Annotated in this window: 20 protein-coding genes; 7 read left to right on the plus strand and 13 right to left on the minus strand. The window is 57.9% G+C overall.

The window, feature by feature from the left end; genetic code table 11:
- Window positions 1–3: 3 nt before the first annotated feature.
- The 5 genes from MHK05_RS01035 to MHK05_RS01055 form a co-directional block, all read right to left on the minus strand.
- Window positions 4–1,317 carry a DUF4921 family protein gene (locus MHK05_RS01035; protein ID WP_239204223.1) on the minus strand — a complete coding sequence of 438 codons (1,314 nt, stop codon included), beginning with the start codon at window positions 1,315–1,317 and terminating at the stop codon, window positions 4–6.
- A 27-nt stretch (window positions 1,318–1,344) separates the two neighbouring features.
- Window positions 1,345–2,097: an ABC transporter permease gene (locus MHK05_RS01040; protein WP_023021324.1), complete on the minus strand. Its 753-nt coding sequence runs from the start codon at window positions 2,095–2,097 to the stop codon at window positions 1,345–1,347.
- Between the two features lie 45 nt (window positions 2,098–2,142).
- Window positions 2,143–3,042, minus strand: a complete 900-nt coding sequence (locus MHK05_RS01045) for an ABC transporter ATP-binding protein (protein WP_034655868.1) — start codon at window positions 3,040–3,042, stop codon at window positions 2,143–2,145.
- Window positions 3,043–3,108: 66 nt separating this feature from the next.
- Window positions 3,109–3,852, minus strand: a complete 744-nt coding sequence (locus MHK05_RS01050) for a response regulator (protein ID WP_239204225.1) — start codon at window positions 3,850–3,852, stop codon at window positions 3,109–3,111.
- On the minus strand, window positions 3,845–5,029 hold the full coding sequence (locus MHK05_RS01055; protein ID WP_239204227.1) for a sensor histidine kinase: 1,185 nt from the start codon (window positions 5,027–5,029) through the stop codon (window positions 3,845–3,847). Before MHK05_RS01055 ends, MHK05_RS01050 begins: the two co-directional genes overlap by 8 nt.
- A 67-nt stretch (window positions 5,030–5,096) precedes the next feature.
- On the opposite strand from MHK05_RS01055, the gene MHK05_RS01060 reads away from it, so the two are divergent.
- A complete protein-coding gene (locus MHK05_RS01060) occupies window positions 5,097–5,918 on the plus strand; it encodes a PhzF family protein (RefSeq protein ID WP_239204229.1) in 822 nt (273 codons plus the stop codon).
- Window positions 5,919–7,274 carry a protein adenylyltransferase SelO gene (locus tag MHK05_RS01065; RefSeq protein ID WP_239204231.1) on the plus strand — a complete coding sequence of 452 codons (1,356 nt, stop codon included), beginning with the start codon at window positions 5,919–5,921 and terminating at the stop codon, window positions 7,272–7,274.
- Window positions 7,275–7,356: 82 nt separating this feature from the next.
- Here MHK05_RS01065 and mqo read toward each other — a convergent pair whose 3' ends face one another.
- Window positions 7,357–8,853, minus strand: a complete 1,497-nt coding sequence (gene mqo, locus MHK05_RS01070) for a malate dehydrogenase (quinone) (RefSeq protein ID WP_239204233.1) — start codon at window positions 8,851–8,853, stop codon at window positions 7,357–7,359.
- A 264-nt stretch (window positions 8,854–9,117) separates the two neighbouring features.
- On the opposite strand from mqo, the gene MHK05_RS01075 reads away from it, so the two are divergent.
- The 4 genes from MHK05_RS01075 to MHK05_RS01090 all read left to right on the plus strand — a co-directional run bounded on the left by MHK05_RS01075 (window position 9,118) and on the right by MHK05_RS01090 (window position 12,729).
- The gene (locus MHK05_RS01075) at window positions 9,118–10,149 is read left to right on the plus strand and encodes an alpha/beta hydrolase (protein ID WP_239204235.1); all 1,032 of its coding nucleotides are present in this window, start codon (window positions 9,118–9,120) and stop codon (window positions 10,147–10,149) included.
- Between the two features lie 27 nt (window positions 10,150–10,176).
- The gene (mtr, locus tag MHK05_RS01080) at window positions 10,177–11,580 is read left to right on the plus strand and encodes a mycothione reductase (RefSeq protein ID WP_239204237.1); all 1,404 of its coding nucleotides are present in this window, start codon (window positions 10,177–10,179) and stop codon (window positions 11,578–11,580) included.
- Window positions 11,581–11,896: 316 nt separating this feature from the next.
- Window positions 11,897–12,283 carry a hypothetical protein gene (locus tag MHK05_RS01085; protein WP_239204239.1) on the plus strand — a complete coding sequence of 129 codons (387 nt, stop codon included), beginning with the start codon at window positions 11,897–11,899 and terminating at the stop codon, window positions 12,281–12,283.
- 47 nt (window positions 12,284–12,330) lie between these two features.
- On the plus strand, window positions 12,331–12,729 hold the full coding sequence (locus MHK05_RS01090) for a hypothetical protein (RefSeq protein ID WP_239204241.1): 399 nt from the start codon (window positions 12,331–12,333) through the stop codon (window positions 12,727–12,729).
- Between the two features lie 172 nt (window positions 12,730–12,901).
- Here the strand turns inward: MHK05_RS01090 and map are convergent, their stop codons facing one another.
- From map to dxr, 5 genes are all read right to left on the minus strand, one after another.
- On the minus strand, window positions 12,902–13,771 hold the full coding sequence (gene map / locus MHK05_RS01095) for a type I methionyl aminopeptidase (protein ID WP_238799681.1): 870 nt from the start codon (window positions 13,769–13,771) through the stop codon (window positions 12,902–12,904).
- A gap of 78 nt (window positions 13,772–13,849) precedes the next feature.
- Window positions 13,850–15,703, minus strand: coding sequence for a penicillin-binding transpeptidase domain-containing protein (locus MHK05_RS01100; protein ID WP_023021311.1), 1,854 nt, complete (start codon window positions 15,701–15,703; stop codon window positions 13,850–13,852).
- Between the two features lie 81 nt (window positions 15,704–15,784).
- Window positions 15,785–16,948, minus strand: coding sequence for a flavodoxin-dependent (E)-4-hydroxy-3-methylbut-2-enyl-diphosphate synthase (gene ispG, locus MHK05_RS01105; protein WP_023021310.1), 1,164 nt, complete (start codon window positions 16,946–16,948; stop codon window positions 15,785–15,787).
- A gap of 106 nt (window positions 16,949–17,054) precedes the next feature.
- Window positions 17,055–18,263: a M50 family metallopeptidase gene (locus tag MHK05_RS01110; RefSeq protein WP_200288928.1), complete on the minus strand. Its 1,209-nt coding sequence runs from the start codon at window positions 18,261–18,263 to the stop codon at window positions 17,055–17,057.
- 15 nt (window positions 18,264–18,278) lie between these two features.
- Entirely contained in the window at window positions 18,279–19,439 is a 1,161-nt protein-coding gene (gene dxr, locus MHK05_RS01115; protein ID WP_200288927.1) for a 1-deoxy-D-xylulose-5-phosphate reductoisomerase, read from the minus strand.
- Between the two features lie 177 nt (window positions 19,440–19,616).
- Between dxr and MHK05_RS01120 the strand changes: the two genes are divergently transcribed.
- Complete coding sequence (locus MHK05_RS01120; RefSeq protein ID WP_023021307.1) at window positions 19,617–20,078, plus strand: DUF2631 domain-containing protein; 462 nt, start codon at window positions 19,617–19,619, stop codon at window positions 20,076–20,078.
- A gap of 180 nt (window positions 20,079–20,258) precedes the next feature.
- Here MHK05_RS01120 and MHK05_RS01125 read toward each other — a convergent pair whose 3' ends face one another.
- On the minus strand, window positions 20,259–21,851 hold the full coding sequence (locus MHK05_RS01125; protein ID WP_239204243.1) for a hypothetical protein: 1,593 nt from the start codon (window positions 21,849–21,851) through the stop codon (window positions 20,259–20,261).
- Between the two features lie 5 nt (window positions 21,852–21,856).
- Window positions 21,857–22,630, minus strand: a complete 774-nt coding sequence (locus MHK05_RS01130) for an ABC transporter ATP-binding protein (protein ID WP_239204245.1) — start codon at window positions 22,628–22,630, stop codon at window positions 21,857–21,859.
- Between the last annotated feature and the right edge of the window lie 7 nt (window positions 22,631–22,637).

Raw genomic sequence — 22,637 nt, forward strand, 5'->3', positions numbered from 1 at the left:
TGTTTAGCGCAGCTGCGGGTTATATAGCAGGCTATTGCGTTGCACCGAGCACTCCGTCGCCACGCGTATTGAGCCGGAAACATGTCCGGATTCGCGCAGGGGGTAAAGCTGGCCTACTACCCTATCGCGCAGGTCCCAGGGCGAAATGGTGTTGAGGTAGATCTTGGTACCGCCTTCGAATCCAGCGAGCGTAGAAATACGTAACTTGATAAGAATGCGCCATGGTTGGGCAACATCGACGTCGGCGGGCTTGTGGTGCCATTCCTCATTGCAGGGCACCTCGCGGCCTACTGCGGCGTGGGCAGCGTGGACTAGATCGCTCATGGCACGAATTTCTTCTTCCGACTGCAGCCACGGCTCGCAGGTTGCGGACTTGGAGTACACCTCCAATGTGGGATAACGGTGTCCGAAGCCGGCGAAGAGGACAGCATGGTCGTTTTCCGCTATGACGAGATTGCGGCTAGCGGCATAATCCACCGCCCACTCGTTGTACATGTTCATATTGCTGCGCAGCATCTGGACCTCTCGGTGAGAAGCCATACCGCGATCATCAATAGCAACGAGCTGCTTGTGCAGGTGCTCGAAGGAAGCACCGGCTGGCTGCAACCAGTTTTGGAAAGCCACCACGTACGGGGCATAGCGGTTGCGCTCGTAGAGATCCCGCATGGCGTCGATAGTCAGCTGCATAAAGAGCAGGTGTTCTTCAGCGCTTAGCGTGCCCGAAGATGCCAACTGCGAATCATCCTGTGCGCCGCGCTCAAAATGGCGGCCAGCCACGATGACGTCGTGACCGCCGGCGAAGAATCCAGCAGCCTGGTCCACCAGTTCTTCTTCGCTTGTCTCAGGCAAGTGCGCTGCTTTGCGCTTCGTGCGCACTATCTTGAGCACATGTTCCCGGCCGGCCGGATCGCTAAGGTAGTTGTCCATGCGCTGGCGGGTTTCGGCATCCATCTCAAAGCCGTAATTGGCATGCCAATAGTCATAAGAGACGATTTCAAACAGATTGGGGATGCGCCGAAAGGCCGGCACTGTGTGATCGTATTCCTGCAAGGGCAATCCACGCACAATCCCGCCGGAAGGCAGAATGCGTGCCTTTTCCGGCGGGGTATCGGTCAAGCGCCCAGAGCAAAAGGCGCAGCGATGGCTAAAGTCTTCCTCTTGCAGTGGCTGCGGGTTAGCTACTGGTACAGACAGCGGGCGGTTGCCGCGGCCTGGCACGGTCCATACCTCGGTTCCCGAGAACGGGTTGACCTGTTTGACCGTGCCATCCCGCATGGTTTGGATGGGCTCAATGCGGGCAAAAAGTGCATCACTCATGCCCACTAGGGTAGTAACGCCTAGTACCTATTTCGCAACAGAGCGACGACGCGCCACCGCACAGGACCCACCAACGGTGAGCACGATCATCACGATTAGAACGACAGCGGCGACAGCTCGAGATTGCTCATCACCACTGCGGTTGGCGCCCATTACTAGCCCCCAAGCGTTGGCATCAGGTAGCACGCGGAGGATAGCCTTAGCCCAAGGAGCGCTAACGGCATCGAGGGCGGTTTCAATGACGAAATACTCTGCCACGAGAATCATCGCTGCGAATGCACCACTGCGCAAAAGGTAGGCCAAGCTGGTAGCTAACAGGATAAAGACAGTCCACTCAACGTAGGCAAGGATGAACCCATTGTTATCCGGCCAATGCATAAAGCTGTCAAAATTGAAATCACCTCCGAAGGCAGTAATCAACAGCGTGGCTACCACCATGCCCAGTGTGGCCGCGAGCAGTAGCGAAAAGGTGATGATGAAAAATTGGCTCAGCACTATACCTACGCGGCGATTTGATGAGAGGTATGACCATGAAACTGTTCCTTTACTTTGGTCGCCGCCTACCATCATGGCGGCAGCAAACACCATCACGACAATGGCGAGTGAACCGGAAATAGACACATCGACAGCCTCGAACTTGCCGTCGACCGTTCCATTGAAGTCATTCGCCCAAGCCAACAAGACAGCGCCGGCAGCCATGCCAGCTGAAACTACGGCGAGGTATATCCAAGTAGAGCGGAGCGAAAATAGTTTCCGGGATTCAGAAATCAGAGCGTTCATGTGAATCTATCCTTTGCAGATGGAGCGTGTTGTGCAGGTGAAAAACTATGCAGAGCGGTAGGCCACGTGGTCGGCTGTCGCGCCGAGGTAGGCCTCTTCCAGGGAGGGCTGCTTGCGTTCCAAGCTGGAGATGAGAATGCGGTTATCCAGACAGATGCGGCCGATGTCGGAGCCTTCGAGACCGCGCACGCGCAGGACTTCCCCGTCAAAGGAGGTCTCCGCATCGGTGCCGTGCAACAGCCGCAGGAGTGCATCGGGCTGGTCCACAATCACTTCGAGGCTTGCGCCTCCCGTGCCATTGACAAACTCCTCCACGGTGCCCTCGCCCAGCAACTTGCCCTTGCCGATGACCACGAGGCGGTCTGCGGTGAGCTGCATCTCCGAAAGCAGGTGGGAGGAAACCAACACGGAGCAGCCGGCCTCGGCGAATTCGCGGATGCGGGCACGCATCCAGTGCACGCCTTCGGGGTCGAGGCCGTTGACGGGTTCGTCAAGAAGCAAGTGCTTCGGCTCGCCGATGAGCGCACAAGCAAGGCCCAGGCGCTGCTTCATGCCTAGCGAATAGCCGCCCACGCGCTTGGTGGCTACCTGGGTAAGGCCGACGCGGTCCAGGGTGTCATCCACGTGGTTCATGGACACGCCCTGCAACGCGGCCATGTAGCCCAGGTGAGCACGGGCGCTGCGGCCCGGGTGGAACCAGGTGGCGTCCAACAAGGTGCCCACCGTGGTAGCAGGATTGGACAGCCCGCGGAAGGGCGTGCCATCAAAAGTCGCGGTGCCGGAAGTCGGATTCTCCAACCCCACGCACATGCGCATGGTGGTGGACTTGCCAGAACCATTCGGTCCGAGGAAGCCGGTGACTTGACCGTCTGGGACCTCAAAGGAGAGGTCATCTACTGCTTTAAAGGAACGGAAATTCTTAGAAAGGTGTGAAACTTTGAGCATGGTTTCCATCGTGCCGCCTGACCAGCACGAAGTAACCATCCTCGGGAGTGATTTAGCAGGTCATACCTAGGGATGAGACAGCAGCTCCTCCACCGAGACCACGCCATGAGTTAGGGCGTAGAGCACGGCATGCACACGGTCGCGCGAGCTGGTCTTAGTAAGAATATGGCGCACGTGGGTCTTGACCGTGGCCATGGACACGAACTCGCACTCCGCGATTTCGGTATTCGAATACCCCAGTGCCATCAGCTTGAGGACGTCCAGCTCGCGTGGCGTGAGATCTTCGGCCGGAGGGGCGGTAGCTGCTGCCGCAACGGGGGTGGCATGTGAATCGGGCTGTGCTACAGACTGCTCGCTGCGCAGTTGTTGCAGCACCTGGGCGGTAATGCGCGGCGAGAGCACAGCCTCTCCCGAATACACGGTGCGAATGGCAGAAAGGAGCTCTTCGGGTTCTACATCTTTCAGCAGAAAACCGGAGGCCCCAGCGGAAATTGCTCCGTGGACAAAATTCTGGTCATCGAAGGTGGTTAGCATAATGACCTGGGTGTCCGGGAATTCCGGCAGCAGCCTTTCTGTGGCGGCGATGCCATTGACGCGGGCCATCTGTACATCCATAAGCACAATATCCGCCGGCTGCGCGCGGGCAAGCTCGAGCACCTCATCACCGTCGGATGCTTGCCAGATAACTTCTAAGTCCTCTTGGGAGCCAAGAAGCATGGCGAACCCGGCGCGCACGAGGGGCTGATCATCGACTAGGCCGATACGGATGGGGCCAGCGGGCGCACCTGTTGGCTGCTCAGGGTTAGTCATTGGGTACCTCCACGGTAATAAAGAAGTGTCCGGCCTCGGTGCGGGTAGCAACGCTGCCGCCATAGGCCTTGACACGCTCGCTCATTCCAATAAGTCCGTAGCCGGGCTTGTGATTATCCGGCATGCGTGCGGCCGGATTTTCGGCACTCAATACTAGGCCGTTTCCAATAGAGCGGAAGCGCAGCACTCCTCTTTTATCGCGGGAATGCTTGAGCATATTGGTCAAAATTTCTTGCACCACGCGGTAGACGGTGAATTGGTAGAGTTCGTCGCTTTCGGTCGGCAGGTCCTCCAGCCCGTGCACGGTGATATCGAAGCCGCTGCGGCGGGCTTCCGAGATGAGTCCTGCGATATCGCTGGCACCGGGTGCCTTGGTATCGGCGCGGGAATCACCATCTCGCAGCACGGAGAGCAAACCGCGCATCTGTTTGAGGGAATCGCGGGAGGTAGAGGCGATGGTCTCCAAGGCTTCTGTGGCCGCTGCGGGATTTTTGGCGGCGGCGAACCGGGCGCCGTCGGCAAGGGCAATAACGCCCGCTAAATTATGCGCCACGATGTCATGCATCTCGCGGGCAATGCGGTTGCGCTCAACCGCACCGGCCATTTCCGCGCGTTCTTTCAACAGTTGCTGGTCCTCGCGCTTTTTGCGGTCATTGGTGCCAAGCAAGAAGAAAAATCCCATGACCGGCCACGCAATGGCAATGACTGAGCCGAAAGCAGCCAGAGGGCCGATGCTGGCATCTTCCAGACCAAAGTCGATGCCATCTATGAGTCTCCGCCCATAAAGGTCCGCTGCAGTGGCCGCCAAGGTGCCTAAGGCAATCCACCCTATCCAGAACCGTTGTAAGCGCTTGGGTGAATGTGCGCCTATAAGAAATACGCAGTATGCCACTGGGAAGAAGTGAGCGTTACCCATGGCAGCCAGCGGGGTAAAGATACACACCGTTAGTGTTACTGCCATGAAGCCGATGGCGTATTCCTTGAGCTTGGGGTGTAGCCACAATGCTAGTGGAATACCGACTGCATAAAGCACGAGGACCAACTTCTGGAAAGGCGAGGATCTATCAATGGCGCCTTCTGCCGCCGGCACCGAAGAAACCCAGAAAAACAGTGGAATGACAATTCTCCACGGTGGGCCTACCCACGCTCGAAGTGCATCGGGCCATAGCTTCTTCATGGCTTTCTAGGCTAGCGCAGGCTCTAGGCCATAGTCCTCATCCCTGGGGCTGACTAGACTGGCTGGCATGCACCACGAGTTCTTTGAGGTCGATGTTTTTGCCACGGGTGCCTTTAATGGCAATGCCTTGGCGGTAATTGCGAGCGCCGACGGCCTAAGTACCGAGCAGATGCAAGCAATCGCGAACTGGACCAACTTTTCTGAGACTACCTTTTTGCTCGAACCTAACGACGCCCGCGCGGACTACCGCGTGCGCATTTTCACCCCGTACGAAGAGTTTGATTTTGCCGGCCACCCCACATTGGGCAGCGCTGCCGCGTGGCGGGCGCTAGGCAATAACCCGCAGACAGAGGGAACCATCGTCCAAGAATGCGGCGTGGGCTTGGTAACCGTCCGCGAAGAGGGCGAAGTCTTGTCCTTTGCTACCCCGCCGCTGCGCCGCGAAGAACCGCTAAGCCCGGCGGATCTGAAGGAGGCCTGCGGTGGGCTGGGGCTAGATAGCGCGGATATTGTGGACCATGGCTGGGTGGACAATGGCCCGGGCTGGCGCCTGCTCCAATTGCGCGATGCCGAGGCGGTGCGTGCGGTTAAGCCCCATGGCGAGCGCCCCAAGGTCGGCGTAGTGGGCCTTAATCCCAACGCCGCAGAGGGCGAGTCGGCCTATGAGGTTCGGGCCTTTACCACGCAATTCGAAGACCCAGTCACCGGTTCTTTCAATGGCGGCGCCGCGCAGTTTATGCGCGCGCGAAACCTGGTGCCAACGCGTTATACCGCAACACAAGGCAGCCAGATAGGCCGAGCGGGCGAAGTATTTATCAACGATGACGGCACGGATATCTGGGTAGGCGGGCGCGCCCATATTCGCGTGCGCGGAACACTGGAGGTTTAAATGCAGCTACACCACGATTTTGCCCAACGCCTTCCCCACTTGGTTTGCCCTACCGAGGGCGAAGAGCAGCCGAACCCAGAGATGGTCATCCTAAACGAGGAACTGGCCAGGCAGTTGGGCTTTGACCCGGACTGGCTGCGCTCCTCCGAGGGAATCGAGTTCCTCACGGGTCGCGCGGGCGGACACGCCATGGCCTATTCTGGCTTCCAATTCGGTGCGTTTAATCCGCAGATGGGAGACGGCCGCGCCATGCTTTTAGGCGAGGTGGAAAATGACGGCCAGCTGTGGGATCTCCATGCCAAGGGAACTGGGCTGACCCCCTTTTCCCGCCCAGGCTCTGATGGCCGCGGAACGCTTTCTTCCATGTTGCGCGAATACCTAGTTTCCGAAGCCATGCATGCCTTGGGCGTGCCCACCACTCGGGCACTAGCGGTCATCTCCACCGGCCGGCCCATCCAGCGCGGCCACGTACAGCCCGCCGGAATTGTGGTGCGTGTGGCTGCGAGCCATATCCGGGTGGGCACTTTCCACCTGGCCGCGCAGACGGATTACACCCGCCAACTCGCCGACTACGCCATCGCCCGCCACTATCCTGGGTGCGACTACCGGGACTTTTTCCTCCAGCTGATGGATGCACAAATTCGCGCTGTATCCCAGTGGATGCGCTTAGGCTTCATCCATGGCGTGATGAATACGGATAACACCACCATCTCCGGCGAGACGATTGACTATGGACCGTGTGCCTTCATGGAGTCCTATTCCCAGAGCACGGTATTTTCCAGCATCGATACCCAAGGCCGCTATGCCTTTGGCAATCAACCCTCCATCCTGGGCTGGAATCTAGCGCGCTTGGCGGAGTCCCTCCTGCCGCTCTTTGACTTGGATTTGAATAAGGCCATGGATTTTGCTCAAGAGACAATAAATGGCTTTGCAGATCGCTTCGAGGCCCAGCGCAAGGCAGACATGGTAGCAGCATTGGATGCCTCTCCAGACATCCTCTCTGCTTATTCCGCTGCTATGCAGCTCAACGGCCCAGATATTACGCTGGCCCACCGCGCTCTTGCCGACGCCGCCGCGGGCCACCCCACCCCCGCCCGTGAGCTTTTGCCCGAGGGAGACTTTTTGGATGAGTACCTAGCGTCCTCGCCCGATCCATCCCGCGTTAATAGCGCGATGCCGCGGGTTATCCCGCGCAACCTCGCGGTGGAAGCTGCCCTTAACGCTGCAGAACGCGGGGACATGAGCCCCTATCAAGAACTCCTCCACGCGGTAACCCACCCGTGGGAGCCCAACCCCTCATTCGAATCGCCGGACCCCAATGGCTTGGAGGGATACCTCACCTACTGTGGCACCTAGCTGCTGTTCACCGAGCCCAGACCGAATAACCCCCTGTACCGTCTCGGTGCGGTACAGGGGGTTATCTAGGAAGAAGCTGGTTCTAGCGGTCTAGCTTCAAGGTCTTCTGGGTGTACTCCCACATCTCGTCATAGAGCTTTTCATCGTTGCGCAGCTTGATGCCATAAGACGGAACCATCTCGCGGATCTTATCCGCCCAATCGATCATGTGCTCGCCGAAGCAACGCTCCAGCAGCTCCAACATGACGGCAGGGGTAATGGATGCGCCCGGGGATGCACCGAGCAGGCCGGCGATATTGCCCTCCTGGTTATTGACCAGGGTGGTACCGAACTCGAGGGAGCCGAACTGCGGGGCACCTGCAGGCTTGATCACCTGGACGCGCTGGCCGGCGATGACGGTCTCCCAGTCGCTTTCCTTTGCCTCCGGGACGTACTCGCGCAGGGTCTCAACGCGGTCGGAGAAGTTCTTGCGTACCTCGTCTACCAAGTACTTGGTCAGGCCGAACTCCTGGACGGCAACGCCAAGGTAAGAAGTGATGTTATCCGGACGGATGGACTTAAATAGGTCCAGGTAGCTGCCCTTCTTCAGGAACTTGGGGCTCCAGCCGCCGTAGGGACCGAATAGCAGGCCCTTCTCGCCGTCGATAACGCGGGTATCCAGGTGCGGCACGGACATTGGTGGGGCGCCCACAGCAGCCTTGCCGTAGACCTTCGCCTGGTGCTGCTCGATAAGCTCTGGGTTCTTGGAACGCAGCCACAGACCGGATACTGGGAAGCCTGCGTAACCGGCAACTTCCTTAACCTTGGCCTTGCGCAGCAGGTCCAAGGCATAGCCGCCGGCACCCACGAAGACGAACTTAGCCTTGACCACCGTGATGTCACTGGTGTGCTTGTTCTTGGAATAGACCTTCCAGGAAGAGCCATCGCGCTTGATGTCGATGACCTCATGGCCGTAGCGGATCTCGGTGCCGGAGGCCTTAGCTGCGGTCAGGAACTGCTTGGTCAGCGCGCCGAAGTTAACGTCAGTGCCGGCATCGGTCCAAGAGATGGCTACCTTATTGGAGAAGTCACGGCCCTGTGCCATCAACGGCAGCTTTTCCGCAAAGACAGAATCATCAGCGGAGAACTGCATGCCTGGGAACATGTGCTTCTCGCTCAAAACGTCATAGCGACGCTTAAGGTAGTCAACCTGAATTTCGCCCTGTGCGAAGGACACGTGCGGAACCGGGTTAATAAATTCGCTCGGGTCGGTAAGAATACCGTTGTTGAGCTGGTGAGACCAGAACTGGCGAGACTTCTGGAACTTCTCATTAATCCCCAGAGCCTTGGAGATATCAATGCGACCATTCTTCTCCGGGGTGTAGTTCAGCTCGCACAGTGCGGAGTGGCCGGTGCCGGCGTTATTCCACGGGGAGGAGGACTCCAGTGCGGGGCCGTCGAGACGCTCAAAGACCATCTGGGTCCAGCTAGGCTCCAGCTCGCGGAGCATTGCGCCCAAGGTGGCGCTCATGATGCCGGCACCAATAAGTGCTACGTCGACCTCGTCTACAACCTGTGCTGTCTTCTTAGCGGAGGACACTCTGTTATTACCTCTTCGAATTGAAAATAGATATCCATCGGCGCGGTCTACGCCTTGACTTATAGCGCTTAGCGCCCCGCGCCACCATCGTTGCACTAAGACAACCTGGCAGTGCGTCACGCGTTAAGGCCTTACTCTACGCTTTTCTTATGCAATTTGGGATTTCTCCCCCAGACCAGTGACAAAAATGTGGGAATTTCCGCCCCCACTATCTACACCCCAGCACCAGCACCATAAATCCTTTATTACACCTAGAATCGAGGCATGGTTACACACTCCCCGGTATGGGGCCCGGACAAACTCGGCCCCGACTATGAAGCTGCCACCATTGACTTGGGCGCAGACCCCGACGGCGAGGGCAACGTGGTCACCACGCTGGTGCACTACGCGCCCCAGCAGGCGGGCGATGCGGCACGCGAACCATCCGCTGCCTCATCGCGCCCGGCTTTGGTGTGGCTACACGGTATGACCGACTACTTCTTCCACACCCACGTAGCCGAGCACTTTGCCGCCCAAGGTTATGACTTTTACGCTGTCGATCTGCGCAAGTGTGGTCGCTCGCGCCGCTCCGGCCAGTCATGGCACTATGTATCGGACTTGGCGTTCTACTTTGCTGACCTCACCGCTGCACTCGATGCCATCCCTAATGATGAGGTTATCTTCATCGCTCACTCCACCGGTGGCCTCATCGCCCCGCTATGGATGGATCATCTGCGCCGAACCGACTTCGAACGCCACCAGCGCTTGAAGGGGCTCATCCTCAATAGCCCGTGGCTCGACATGATGGGCGTACCCGGCCAGGTTCTTACCCCGCTCAAACCGCTGTTGTACGCACTTGGCCGCATCGTCCCCAGGACTCCCCTGCCCGGTGGCAACTTCACCGCCTACGGCGAGTCTGTTCACCAAGATTTCTACGGCGAGTGGGAATTTGACCTCCGCTTTAAGCCACTGGCTGGCCATAAGAAGTATGTTGGCTGGCTAGCCGCAGTATTCCATGGCTTTGATGCCATCCATAGCGGTCGTATCGATGCCGGCGTACCAATTTTGACGCTGCAGTCCACTCGCACTCAACTGGGCCGGCCTTATTCCGATAGCGCGAACCACGCGGATGTCATCATCGACGTTGCCCAAACGCGCCGCTGGGCAAAGGAACTAAGCGCCCACTACACCTTGCACCCCATCAAGGGCGCTAGGCACGATGTTTTTCTATCCCTTCCGGATCCGCTGCAAGAGGCCTTCAACGCCTGCGATGAGTGGTTGCCCACCGTCTTAGATTCCGCTAAACCCGTCCAGTAATTTACTCCCTATATATAAGGAATAAACGTGACTTCTTCACACCAGAACCATACGCCCGCGGCCGAGGAACATTTTGACCTCATCATCATCGGCACCGGCTCCGGAAACTCCATCCCTAGCCCGGAGTTTGATGACCAAAAAATCGCCATCATTGAAAAGGGTACTTTTGGCGGTACCTGCCTCAACGTGGGCTGCATTCCCACTAAAATGTATGTCTATGCCGCCGATATCGCCTTGGCCGCGCGCGAGGCCGGCCGTCTAGGCCTAGATGCTCAGGTCAATAGCGTGGATTGGGATTCCATCGTGGACCGCGTCTTCACCAACCGCATCGACCAGATTGCCAAGGGCGGCGAGCAGTACCGCCGCGGGGAGGAAACCCCAAATATCACCGTATTTGACGAGCACGCCCGCTTTATTGGCCCGAAGACTATTCAGACCGGCGAACATGTCATCACTGGCGAGCAAATCGTCATCGCGGCCGGCTCCCGCCCGGTCATTCCAGAGGTCTATGCCAAGTCTGGCGTGAAGTACTACACCAATGAAGACATCATGCGCATGGACCATCAGCCACAAAGCCTCATTGTGGTGGGCGGTGGCTATATCGCCATGGAGTTTGCCCATGTCTTTGACGGGCTCGGCACGAAGGTCACCGTGGTCAATCGCTCCGAGACTTTGCTGCGCCACCTTGATGATGATCTATCTAGTCGCTTCAATCAGATTGCTCGCGACTGCTTCGACGTCCGCATTGCCAATGGCACCCAGCTCGAGAAGACCGACAAGGGAGTGCGGTTGGAGCTAGATGATGGCACCTCTATTGAGGCAGAGGCCATTCTGGTTGCCACTGGGCGCACCCCCAATGGCGATCAGATGGATGTGGATAAGGCAGGCATTGAGCTGCTTGCCGACGGCCGCGTAAAAACCGATGAGTTCGGCCGCACCACTGCCGAGGGCGTATGGGCGCTTGGCGACGTCTCTTCGCCGTACATGCTCAAGCACGTAGCCAATGCCGAGATGCGCTCCGTACAGCACAACCTGCTGCACCCAGAAGACCTCCGCCCGCTCCCCCATGACAATGTCCCTGCCGCCGTCTTTACCCACCCGCAGATCGCAACGGTGGGCCGGACCGAAAAGCAGGCTCGCGAGGAAGGCTTCGATGTAACCGTCAAGGTGCAGAACTTTGGCGATGTTGCCTACGGCTGGGCCATGGAAGATAAAACCGGTATATGCAAGCTAGTGGCAGATCGCGCTACCGGGCAGCTTCTCGGAGCTCACTTGATGGGACCGCAGGCTTCTACCCTCATCCAGCAATTGATTACCGCGATGGCCTACTCGTTGGACATGCGGGAGTTCACCCGCAACCAATATTGGATTCACCCCGCGCTACCAGAAGTAGTGGAAAACGCCCTTTTGGGACTGGAGTGGCAAAAGTAAATTGTTACGTGACCTTCCTCATACATACCCAGATTTTTCCCAGCTTCCAGGGCATATTCCCATTTCACGCCAAGGAAGTCACATTCGTGACTGCAGGAAATTCACCACCATTTAGGGACACACGTTAATTTAATGGATGAAATTCCGGTCTTTGACGCGCAAAAGGACAAGAGTTTTACTAGATTTACTGGGGGCACCGGCTCGAGCCGATACGAACACGGCTACCGCATGTTTCTGTATGTTCCCTGTACATTCAATAACACTTTGGTTTCCCAGTGTGGAAGCCTTGCAAGTACGACTTTTAAGGAATTTTGATATGCGTATCCGCAATGCAGCTATCGCTGGCGCAACCGCTCTCGCCGTTGCCTTTGGTGGCACCACCGTTGCTTCCGCTGACGAGACCGTCAACCAGAACGGCAACGAAATCACCGTCCAGCCGCAGAACCCATCCAACACCGCAAAGGGCGGCGACGACGACAACGGCAAGTCCGGCGGCTCCCTGTCCTCCGAGCTTGGCCACAAGCTTGAAGGTGACAAGGCAGCTAACGGCGTTGGCATCTTCGGTTCTTCCAAGGACTTCTCCGGCCAGCCAGCATGGGCAAAGGTCTTCTACGGTGCTACCGTGCTAGCAGGCGTTGGCGCCCTGCTCGGCGGCATCATCGGCCCTGTTTACAACTTCTTCGTACACGGCCCTTCCTTCTAAGCAACAGCCACTCGGCTCAATCAAAACTTCCGAAAGGTATTTTCACAATGCGTAACTTCCGCACCGCAGCCGTTGCTGCCGCTACCGCAGTCACCGTAGCTTTCGGCGGCACCGCAGTTGCTTCTGCAGAGACCCCCTCCACCAACGAGAACACCACCTCCTCCTCTTCTTCCAGCTCCCTCACCCAGCTGGGCAAGGACTGGGGCGCATGGACCGAGGGCGAGGACGGCAAGCCTGTCGTTAAGCCTGAAAACCAGGTCACCGGCGAGGACATGTTCGGCACCGAAACCTCCGAAGACATCCCGGAGTGGGCTTCCAACTGGAAGAAGGGTGCTACCGCACTGGGCATCACCTCCATTGTCGGCGCAATCATCGGCGCTTACAACTACGCCGTTTACACCGGCATCGTCCCGCAGCACATCTTGGACCCAATCTTCCGCCGCTAATTATTAGCCGCAGATTGGCTCTAGATAGCTAGGGCTTGCAGGGGCCCCTTTGCTATGTGCAGCTACGTGCTGAGTGCTGATGCCTTGCGCCGGACGTCGGCAAGCAAAGTACGCAAAAGGCCGCCTCCACTTCCCCGCTTGGGGTCGTGGAGGCGGCCTTCGTTAGCGAAGCTTAGTCCTCATCGGGGATGGTAAGGATTTCGTTGCCGTCCTCAGTAATGACGAGGGTGTGCTCAAACTGGGCGGTGAACTTGCCGTCCGTGTTTTGGACGGTCCAGTCATCATCCCAGATCTCGTAATCCAGCGAGCCAAGATTAATCATCGGCTCGACGGTAAGCGTCATACCCGGCTCGAGGATATCGCGGTAGACGGTCGAGTCATGGTGCAGCACTACGAGCCCGTTGTGGAAGGTCGGGCCAACGCCGTGGCCGGTGAAGTCACGCACGACGTTGTAGCCAAAACGCTTGGCATAAGACTCAATAACGCGGCCGATAACGTTAATCTCACGGCCAGGCTTTGCGGCCTTAATGCCGCGCATCGTGGCTTCCTTGGTGCGCTCTACCAGCAGGCGGTGCTCCTCGGAGACATCGCCGGCGAGGAAGGTCGCGTTATTGTCGCCGTGCACACCGTTCTTATACGCGGTGATATCGATATTGACGATGTCGCCATCCTCAATCACGGTGGTGTCTGGGATGCCGTGGCAGACAATCTCATTAAGGGATACGCAGCTGGACTTAGGGAAGCCGCGGTACCCCAGCGTAGAAGGGTAAGCGCCGTGGTCACACATGTATTCGTGTGCCACGCGGTCTACATAATCAGTAGTTACCCCCGGCTTAACGGCCTTTCCAGCCTCCTTGAGGGCGTTGGCCGCAATCTTGCAGGCCTCGCGCATCTTCTCAATGACCTCTGGGGACTGGACATAGGGCTCGCCAATGCCCTCTTGTACCTCGTCCTTCCACACGTACTCTGGGCGCTCAATGCTTTCCGGAACGGTGAGGATCGGAGTGGGCTTGCCTGGCTTTAGCTTTCCTCGATTACTCATGGTTTCCCATGGTAGTCCTCTCCACCGCTAACGCGGGAGCCGGGGTCCTGCGGCGGGGTTGCAGACGCAGCGCGGCGACTATCCCTCGGCCGGCGGCGCTGCACCTTCGTGCGGACCGGAGCGGTAGGCATCGACCTTCTGCAAGAAATTGCTGGTGATATTGACCGAGGCATCGGAGCCGCCACCCAAAACCACGAGGGTGGCAAAGGCAATATCATCTTCTTCCCGGTAGCCGGTAAACCAGGCGTGCGAGCCTTCATTGATTTCCGCCTCACCGGTCTTGCCATAAATGGTGCCGCCAGCAGCCATGCTGCGCGCGGTACCGCTGGTGACCACTTGGCGCATCATGGCACGGACATTGTCCAGCACGGGCTTGGGAATCTGCTGCGGTTTATCGGATGCTTTGGTCTTGTGCCCCTCGATAAGCGTCGGTGTAGGCGTCTTGCCGTTGGCAACCGTGGCAGAAACAAGGGCCATGCCAAAAGGACTTGCCAAGTCGTAGCCCTGACCATATCCGGATTCAGTGCGCTCCAATGGCTCCTTTCCGTCTGGAATAGAGCCAGTGATGGTCGTCAACCCGGGGATGTCATACTCAACGCCGAAGCCGAATTTCTTGCCCATGTCCTTCAACTCACCAGGCTTGAGCTTGGTGGAGATATCCGCAAAGGTGGTGTTACAGGACTGCGCGAAGGCTTGGCTAAGCGGAACACTGCCCAAAGAAAAGGAATTGTAGTTGGTCACTACGCGGCCATAGATATCCATAGTGCCCGGGCACGGAACGATGGTATCGGTATTTAGGCCCTGTTTGTCCACGCCAGCCGCGGCGGTGAGAATTTTGAAAACAGAACCGGGTGGGTACTGGCCTTGGAGGGCGACGTCGCCGTCCTCATCAGCCTTCTCGGTTTGCGCTACGGCCAAAATATCGCCATTGGAAGGTCGGATGGCTACGAGCATTGCCTGCGAATCGGCACGCTCGTTTACCGCTTCTTGCGCGGCGCGCTGCACATCGTAATCGAGACCAACCTTGATCGATGGCGCAGCATTGGGATCATGCTTTTCGACGTCCGAGAGTGCCGCACCATTTTCATTGACCACGGAAATGGACCAGCCAGTTTGACCATCGACCTCGTCTTGGACCGCAGAACGCACGCGCGACATGAGATCGGGCGCAAGACCGCGGTCGCGGGTAACCAAGGCTGGCTCCTCGTTGAGGCGCACACCGTCCATGCCTTCCACCTTGGGACGCACAGCCTTGGCTTGGTCTTCTGTGAACATAGTTACGGAGAAAGAACCATCCGCATCCTCCAATTTCTTGGCCAAATCCTTGGCATCAATCTCTGCAATTGAATCATCCTGACGATGGGCAGCTGCCAACGCACCGCTAATCTTTGCCGCGGTAGGGCGCACATCCTCCAAGGAACTGGTATCTACCACCAGCCGGTAGTTCAGCCCTGGGCTCATCAATTCCACTCCATTGGAAGAGACCACGCTGGCACGCTTTGCCTCCAATGCGCGCAGTTCCAAGTGCTGGTTTGCGCCCAAGTCTGGGTGGATAAGGCTCGGCTTCCAGCGCACCGTCCACTCATCCTCGGTCTTAGTAAGCGTCATCTGCGTGTCATAGCTCAAGGTGCGTTCCTTGGGCAGATCCCAGGTGACCTTGTAGTTCGCCGTAGCGAGGTTCTCGTCTTGATCGACACCTTCTAGCTCAATATCGAGCCCCTCGGCCTGCAGGCCGGAGTAGGTGGCGTCCAGGGCGGCGGTGGCGTCAGAGGGGGAATCGGTAAGCGCGGCCAAACCGTCGTTATTGCGAGATTCCATCCCTTCGAGGAATTCCTCCGCCACCGGTTCTGCAGATACCGGCTTCGGGGTACAAGCAACCACGCTGGTGGAAGCGAGCGTGATAGTTGCAACCAGCGCGACCAACTTCTTCATGTCTTGGCACTCTAGCAGCGCAAGAGCTAAAAAAGACTGCCCCACACCGAAGTGCGGGGCAGTCTACTTAATGTGGGTGGATTACTGGGTTACGCGAACCTCAGCCTTAGCGCCTTCCACGGCCTCCATGCCCTGCTCATCGGCAATGCGCATGGCTTCTTCAATGAGGGTTTCTACAATCTTGTCTTCCGGCACGGTGCGAACGACCTCGCCCTTGACAAAGATCTGGCCCTTACCATTGCCGGAAGCAACGCCGAGGTCAGCATCGCGTGCCTCGCCCGGACCGTTGACAACGCAACCCATAACGGCAACGCGCAGCGGGAACTCCATGCCCTCCAAGCCAGCGGTAACTTCCTCTGCCAGCTTGTAGACGTCCACCTGAGCGCGGCCGCAGGAAGGGCAGGACACGATCTCCAACTTGCGCGGGCGCAAATTGAGCGACTGCAAGATCTGGTCGCCTACCTTGATCTCCTCTACTGGCGGCGCGGACAAGGACACGCGAATGGTATCGCCAATGCCCTCTGCCAGTAGCGCGCCGAAGGCAACCGAGGACTTGATGGTTCCCATGAACTTCGGGCCTGCCTCGGTCACACCCAAGTGCAACGGATAGTCAGTCTTTTCCGCCAGCTGGCGGTACGCCTCCACCATCAGGACAGGGTCGGAGTGCTTGACGGAAATAGCGATATCGCCGTAGCCGTGCTCCTCAAACAGGCCAGCTTCCCAAATGGCGGACTCGACGAGTGCCTCCGGGGTGGCTTTGCCGTACTTTTCCAGCAGGCGCTTATCCAAAGAACCACCATTAACGCCGATGCGGATAGGAATGCCGGCATCGCCTGCAGCCTTTGCAACTTCCTTCACGCGACCGTCGAACTCGCGGATATTGCCCGGGTTAACACGGATGGCGGCACAGCCGGCATCGATGGCTTGGAAGATGTACTTAGGCTGGAAGTGGATATCCGCAATCACCGGGATGGGCGACTTCTTAGCAATGGCCGGAAGTGCTTCCGCATCGATGGGCTTAGGACAAGCCACACGCACGATATCGCAGCCGGAAGCGGTCAGCTGCGCAATCTGCTGCAGTGTGCCATTGATGTCGTGCGTCTTCGTATTGGTCATCGACTGCACCGAAATTGGTGAGTCAGAGCCGACACCGACCGGGCCCACCTGCAACTGCCGAGTCTTACGGCGCGGGTGCAGTACTGGTGGCGGGCCGTCTGGGATTCCTAGACCGATGGGGGTCGACATGAATTCTCCTTGTTGAAGCACAGAAATTTATAAGGTGGGTGATTAACGCCCCCACTCTAGCACTGCTTGCTTTATGCCTGAAGTGCGCGCTGTGGGGACACGGCTGCTAACCAAATAGCCGGATAGGGTTAACTACATCGGCGACGATAACGATGACGCCGACGCCCATCAGCAGTGCGGCCATCACATAGGTCACCGGCATCAACTTGGTGTAATCGGCCGGGCCCAAGGCCGGCTTGCCCGCGAGCTTGCGGATACCATCGCGCAGCTTTTCATAGATGATGACGGCGATATGCCCGCCGTCGAAAGGCGGCAACGGAACTAGGTTAAATAGAGCGAGGAAGAAGTTCAGCGTTGCCAGCATCATAAAGAACATCGACCACAGGGAACGCTCCGCCAATTCGCCGCCCACACGGGAAGCACCGACAACGGACATCGGGCCGTCAGCTTCGCGTTCGTGGCCAAAGATGGAGGCCACCACGCCCGGCACCTTGCCAGGAAATTGCTTGAGGCCATCTACCGTTGCTTCCAACGAGTAGGTACTAAACCGCCACGTTGCTGGTAGCGCGTCAACAGGGCCGTGCTTTTCGACGACGTCGATAAGCTGATTGCTCAACCCGATAGAGCCGGCATCTATAAGTTCTCCGTCCTTATTGAGCCGCTTAACGGTATCCAGGTGGACTGGGATGTCTTTATCTTTTCCATCGCGCTCAACTGTCAGCGTGATGGTGTCACCAGGACGCTGCATTACCTCATCGCGCAGCTGGGTAAAAGAGTCTATCTTCTGGCCCTCGAAGGCGACGATGATATCGCCCTCCCGCACACCGGCCTTTCCGGCGGGGCCTGGACCCGTACACTTTTCCAGCTCTTGGTTCGGCTTCTGATTGGCCGAGCAGGTCACCTCGCCTACGCGGGGGCGCACATCGGCATCCGGGTTGGGCAGGCCAGCCGTCATCGCGACAAAATAGAGAATGACAAAGCCCAAAATCAGGTTGACGACAATACCGCCTGCCATCACAATGATGCGCTGCCACCATGGCTTTTTATACATGGCGTGGGGTTCTTCGTCCTCGGTGAGGAATTCATCCTGGGCAGTCATTCCGGCGATATCGCAAAAGCCGCCCACAGGGAAGGCCGCCAGCCCGTATTCCGTGTGCCCCTTCCGGAAGGAAAATACGCGCGGACCAAAGCCGATAAAGTAGCGGCGCACGCGCATACCAAAGGCACGCGCGCTAAGCATATGGCCTGCTTCATGCAGCGCTACGGTAAGCCCGATGCCAAGGGCGAAAAACACAATGCCCAGCAAATTTGCCATGGTGTGAAAAGCTTTCTAGTCAGCCAGCGAATCAATCAGCGCGTTCGCGCGCCTGCGCGCCTCGCCTTCTACTGCGAGGATTTCATCGAGGCTAGAGACTACACCAGCAAACTCAGAAGCGGAATCAAGGACCTTGCCCACTACGTCCACGATTTCTGGGAAGTGGATACGCCTGGATAAAAATGCGGCCGCCGCTTCCTCATTGGCCGCGTTATAAATGACCCCCGTTCCCTCGGCCGCGGCACGGCGGGCGAGATCGACGGCGGGAAAGGCGGCATCGTCAAGCGGCTCAAAGCGCCACTCATGCGCCTGCGCAAAATCTAAGGAAGGCTGCGCACCCGGCACGCGGTGCGGCCAATTCAGCGCCAGCGAAATCGGCAGCTTCATCGACGGCGGCGAAACTTGGGCGATGGTGCAGCCATCTTTGAAAGTAGCCATAGAGTGAATAATGGACTGTGGATGCACGGTGACATCGATACGCTCAGGGTCGATGTCAAAGAGCAGCGTCGCCTCAATGAGCTCCAGACCTTTATTCATGAGCGTTGCTGAATTGAGGGTATTCATCTGGCCCATAGACCAGGTCGGGTGCTGCGCCGCCTGCTCTGGGGTCACGTCCCACATCTCTTCGCGCGACCAACCACGGAAGGGACCGCCTGAGGCGGTAAGAACAAGCTTATCCAGCTCCCCTTCCTCGCCGGCGCGCAGACACTGCGCCATGGCGGAATGTTCCGAATCGACGGGAATGATTTGACCAGGGCGCGCGGCCTGGGTGACGAGCGTGCCACCGGCGACGAGGGATTCCTTATTGGCCAAGGCCAAGTACTCCCCCATCTCCAGCGTCGCTAGAGTGGCTTTAAGGCCGAGGGATCCCACTAGAGCATTGAGCACAGTATCGGCCGGAGTCGAACGCACTAGGTTCTCTGCAGCATCGGCGCCACTTAATACCGAACCGCCTAAGGCAGCGGAAACCTCGGCAGCAGCATCCTCTTTAGCCACTGCAACGTGGTCAAACGAAAGGTTGAGGCGACGAGCCTGTTCAATGATGAGCTGCGGGTTGGAGCCGCCCGCCGCGATTCCCACTACCTCGAATTTATCGGGATTATCCGCAATAACTTCCAGAGCCTGCGTGCCGATTGAACCGGTGGAACCAAGAATGAGTATTCGCTGTGTAGTCACCCTTCCACCCTAGCGCCCATCACCACGGGGCGGGCATGGCAGGTAACCAGTACTGCGGCGGGGGTGTTTAATCGCCATCTAAGGCGCGATGATTTAGAATGTGTAGCAGACAAATGGCATTGGTGTGCCCGCACGCCCATCGCGCAGACGGGCATACGCAGAAGCGAAGGAGAGCAAGTGTCTTCCCACAAGCCGGTACCGCAGGTATATGACGGTGTTTCTACTGAGGACGTCCCATCCGCAGGATTCGGTTGGTCCCGCATCAGCCGCTCGGGCGTGCAGATCGCCGGTTGGATTTCCGTTCTCTTCTTGATCGCCTACCACTTTGGTAATCACAAGGGCCACGTTGAGACTGTCTGGCTCGTCGTACTGACTGTCCTGCTGGTAATCGGCCTGCTCATTCATGCTTTCCAGCCTAAGCTGCACCAGGTGCGCACCGTGACCGCCCGCAACCAGCCGGTGGGCCACCAGGAGCCAGACTGGGTCTACGACCAAAAGACCAACACCGGTGTGTACGCCGAGCTGAGCGATTCCCAGCTGCGCGCGCTGAATATCGAGCCTTCCCGCGTTTCTCACCTGCGCGTTGAGCCAGGCACTAACAACGCCACCCCGGTTTCCTCCAGCAAGCACGCGCTCTAAGCTTTCAGCACACTTTAGCTACCGCCGCCCTTCCCCGCGAAGGTCGGCGGTTTCTTTTTGCCTCCGCTTCCCGACGCCTCTCCCCTTACTCAGCGCTCACTCTGCTGGGTGCCGCCCTGTCCACACCCACCCTTAGCAAGAGCGCGGTGTGGGCGATACTTGCTAAGAAGCGCCCGAGTTTTAAGACACCCAGTGGCCCACCTTGGCGTAGATCTCGGGCAGGGTGTTATCGACGCGCTTGCCACTGACCCGCAGTGCGAGGACATAACACGCAACAGGCACGGCTATGACGAGTACAAACCCCAGCGCGACCAGCACCATGTTCGAGCCGTAGCCGATAGCCATTGGGATGACGCCTGGGATGATGGGCGTCCAGCCAATAAACAAACTCAAAATAGCGCTTAAGAAGGCGCTAGCCGAGTAGCCGGATTTATCCGCCCACATATTCCCGCCAGGCCGCGCGGTGGCAAAGGGATTAAAGGTGGTGAGCAGCAATGACAATCCGGCGGAAGAAATGAAGATTCCCAGGGCAGCAACCACCAAACAGGCAGTGAGAGCTTTATCCGCACTTAGCGCAAAAAGCAGCATCGCCGTGAGCACAACAATTATGGCTGAAAGCACCACGTGCGCCCAGTGCCGCGCGTAGAGCAGCGTGCGCGGACGAACTGGGGCGGCCATCTTTACCCACAGGCTTGGACCGTCATAACCAAAATCATTGGTGGCGACGATTCCGCCTATCAGCCCGAGGAATAACAAACCTACTGAAGATAAATCGGAGTCAGTAGCAAAGCCCTGGATAATCAAGACGACTGCCAGAATTGGCTGCATGATAATGCTGCCAATAAGGCGGGAGTCACGGAAAATATAGCGCAGCGAGCGCGTAAATTCCATGGCAGCAGGGCTGCTATAGGAAAAGGAACCAAGGGAAAAGCGGCTTATCCCCTTGGACTTCTCACGGTGATTGCGTGCCGACGGGGAAACCGTACGGTGCTCGAATTGCCGCCGCAGCAATTGATGCCACGCCCACACAGCTACGCCCAGCGTTACTACGGCGATGAGAAATTGTGCGCAGGCTTTCACTAGCTCGCCTTGAGCAAGCGCAAGCGCCCACCCCACCGGTGCTCCAACAGGCGTCCACGCTAATCCTTCACCTACCGTTCCCAAAGGGAAGTCAGAGCCCGCGAGGGAAGAAAGTTTAGTCGAGCCGAAGATAAGCACGAACACCGCCACCGAGCCCAAGGCCTTAAGCTTCGTGGAACTAAGCTCCGCGACAGTTGACCCGACATGAACCGCAAGATCCACCAGCACCAGCGTCAGTACAAGGGCGAAAAGCATTCCTAGACAGAAAGGCAAGATGAACAATGCCTTCCCGTTTGCCGCCAGGATCACGCTTCCGGCCACCGCATAAGCAATGGACAGCAAGACTGAGACCGGGGCACGCAGATTAAGCACCGAGGCGATAGCGAGTGCCGGTGTGATGTCTTTCAGCCGCAGCGGAAACGCGGAAAGCTCGCGGGCAGATAGCTGGTTCTCTCCGCTGGGCATGATGAGGGTGATAACGATGAAAGCCAGCGTGCCAAGACCAGGGGCCACGGTTAAGGCTTGCACGTTCCCAGTTCCGGTGGAAATATCTGCCGCAGCAAGAGCGGCGAGCGATGCTAGCCCGATGAGTCCATAGAGCAAAAGGCAGATCGGGATCATAACCGCTGCAGCATTCGTTTTAAGGCTTCGCACCCATAGTGTGCGGTGCAGCTTGAGAAGCGTCGAAGTCATTGCGTCTACAACTCCCCTTCCCCGCGCTGCGTTGTGCTGCCTTCGCTGCGCAACCACTCGAAAGAGTCCGCATCAAATTCACTTCCGCCGGCGAAGTGAATGAAGGCATCCGTCAGGCTGCCGCCTTGGCGCACATCTTCCACGTGGCCGGCGGAGAGCACCTGGCCACCGGCGATGATGGCTACGTGATCGCATAAGCCTTCCACTAATTGCATAACATGTGAAGACAGGATTACTGTGCCTCCGCGGGCGACATAGGCGCGCAGGATCTCTTGAATAAGCTGCCCCGAAACGGGATCCACTGCCTCTAGGGGCTCATCTAGTATCACGACCTCTGGGTTATGCAGGAGCGCGCCCGCCAGAAGTATCTTTTTAGTCATACCGGCGGAGTAGTCCGCGATGGGTTTATCGGCGGCGTCGGCAAGCTGCAAGGCATCCAAAAGCTGTGCGCTGCGGTGCTCGACTTCGGCTTGATTCATGCGGCGCAATGCGCCGAGATAGAACAAGTACTCTGGGCCCGATAAACGGTCGAAGACCGGAGCGCCGTCGACAAGCAGGCCCATGGCCGCCTTGGCTGGCAGTGGCTCCTGCCAGGTATTGTGCCCGGCGATAAAGGCCTCGCCGCTATTTGGGCGCAGGAGGCCACACGCCATGGTCAACATGGTGGTTTTGCCCGCGCCATTGGGGCCAACGATGCCATAAATAGAGCCCCGCGGGATGTCGAGGCTCAAATTCGACACCACGGGGCGTCCAGCGAAAATTTTGTTCAGACCGCGCACGGCAAAG

It is taken from the genome of Corynebacterium nasorum, assembly GCF_022347325.1.
Lineage (GTDB): Bacteria > Actinomycetota > Actinomycetes > Mycobacteriales > Mycobacteriaceae > Corynebacterium > Corynebacterium kefirresidentii.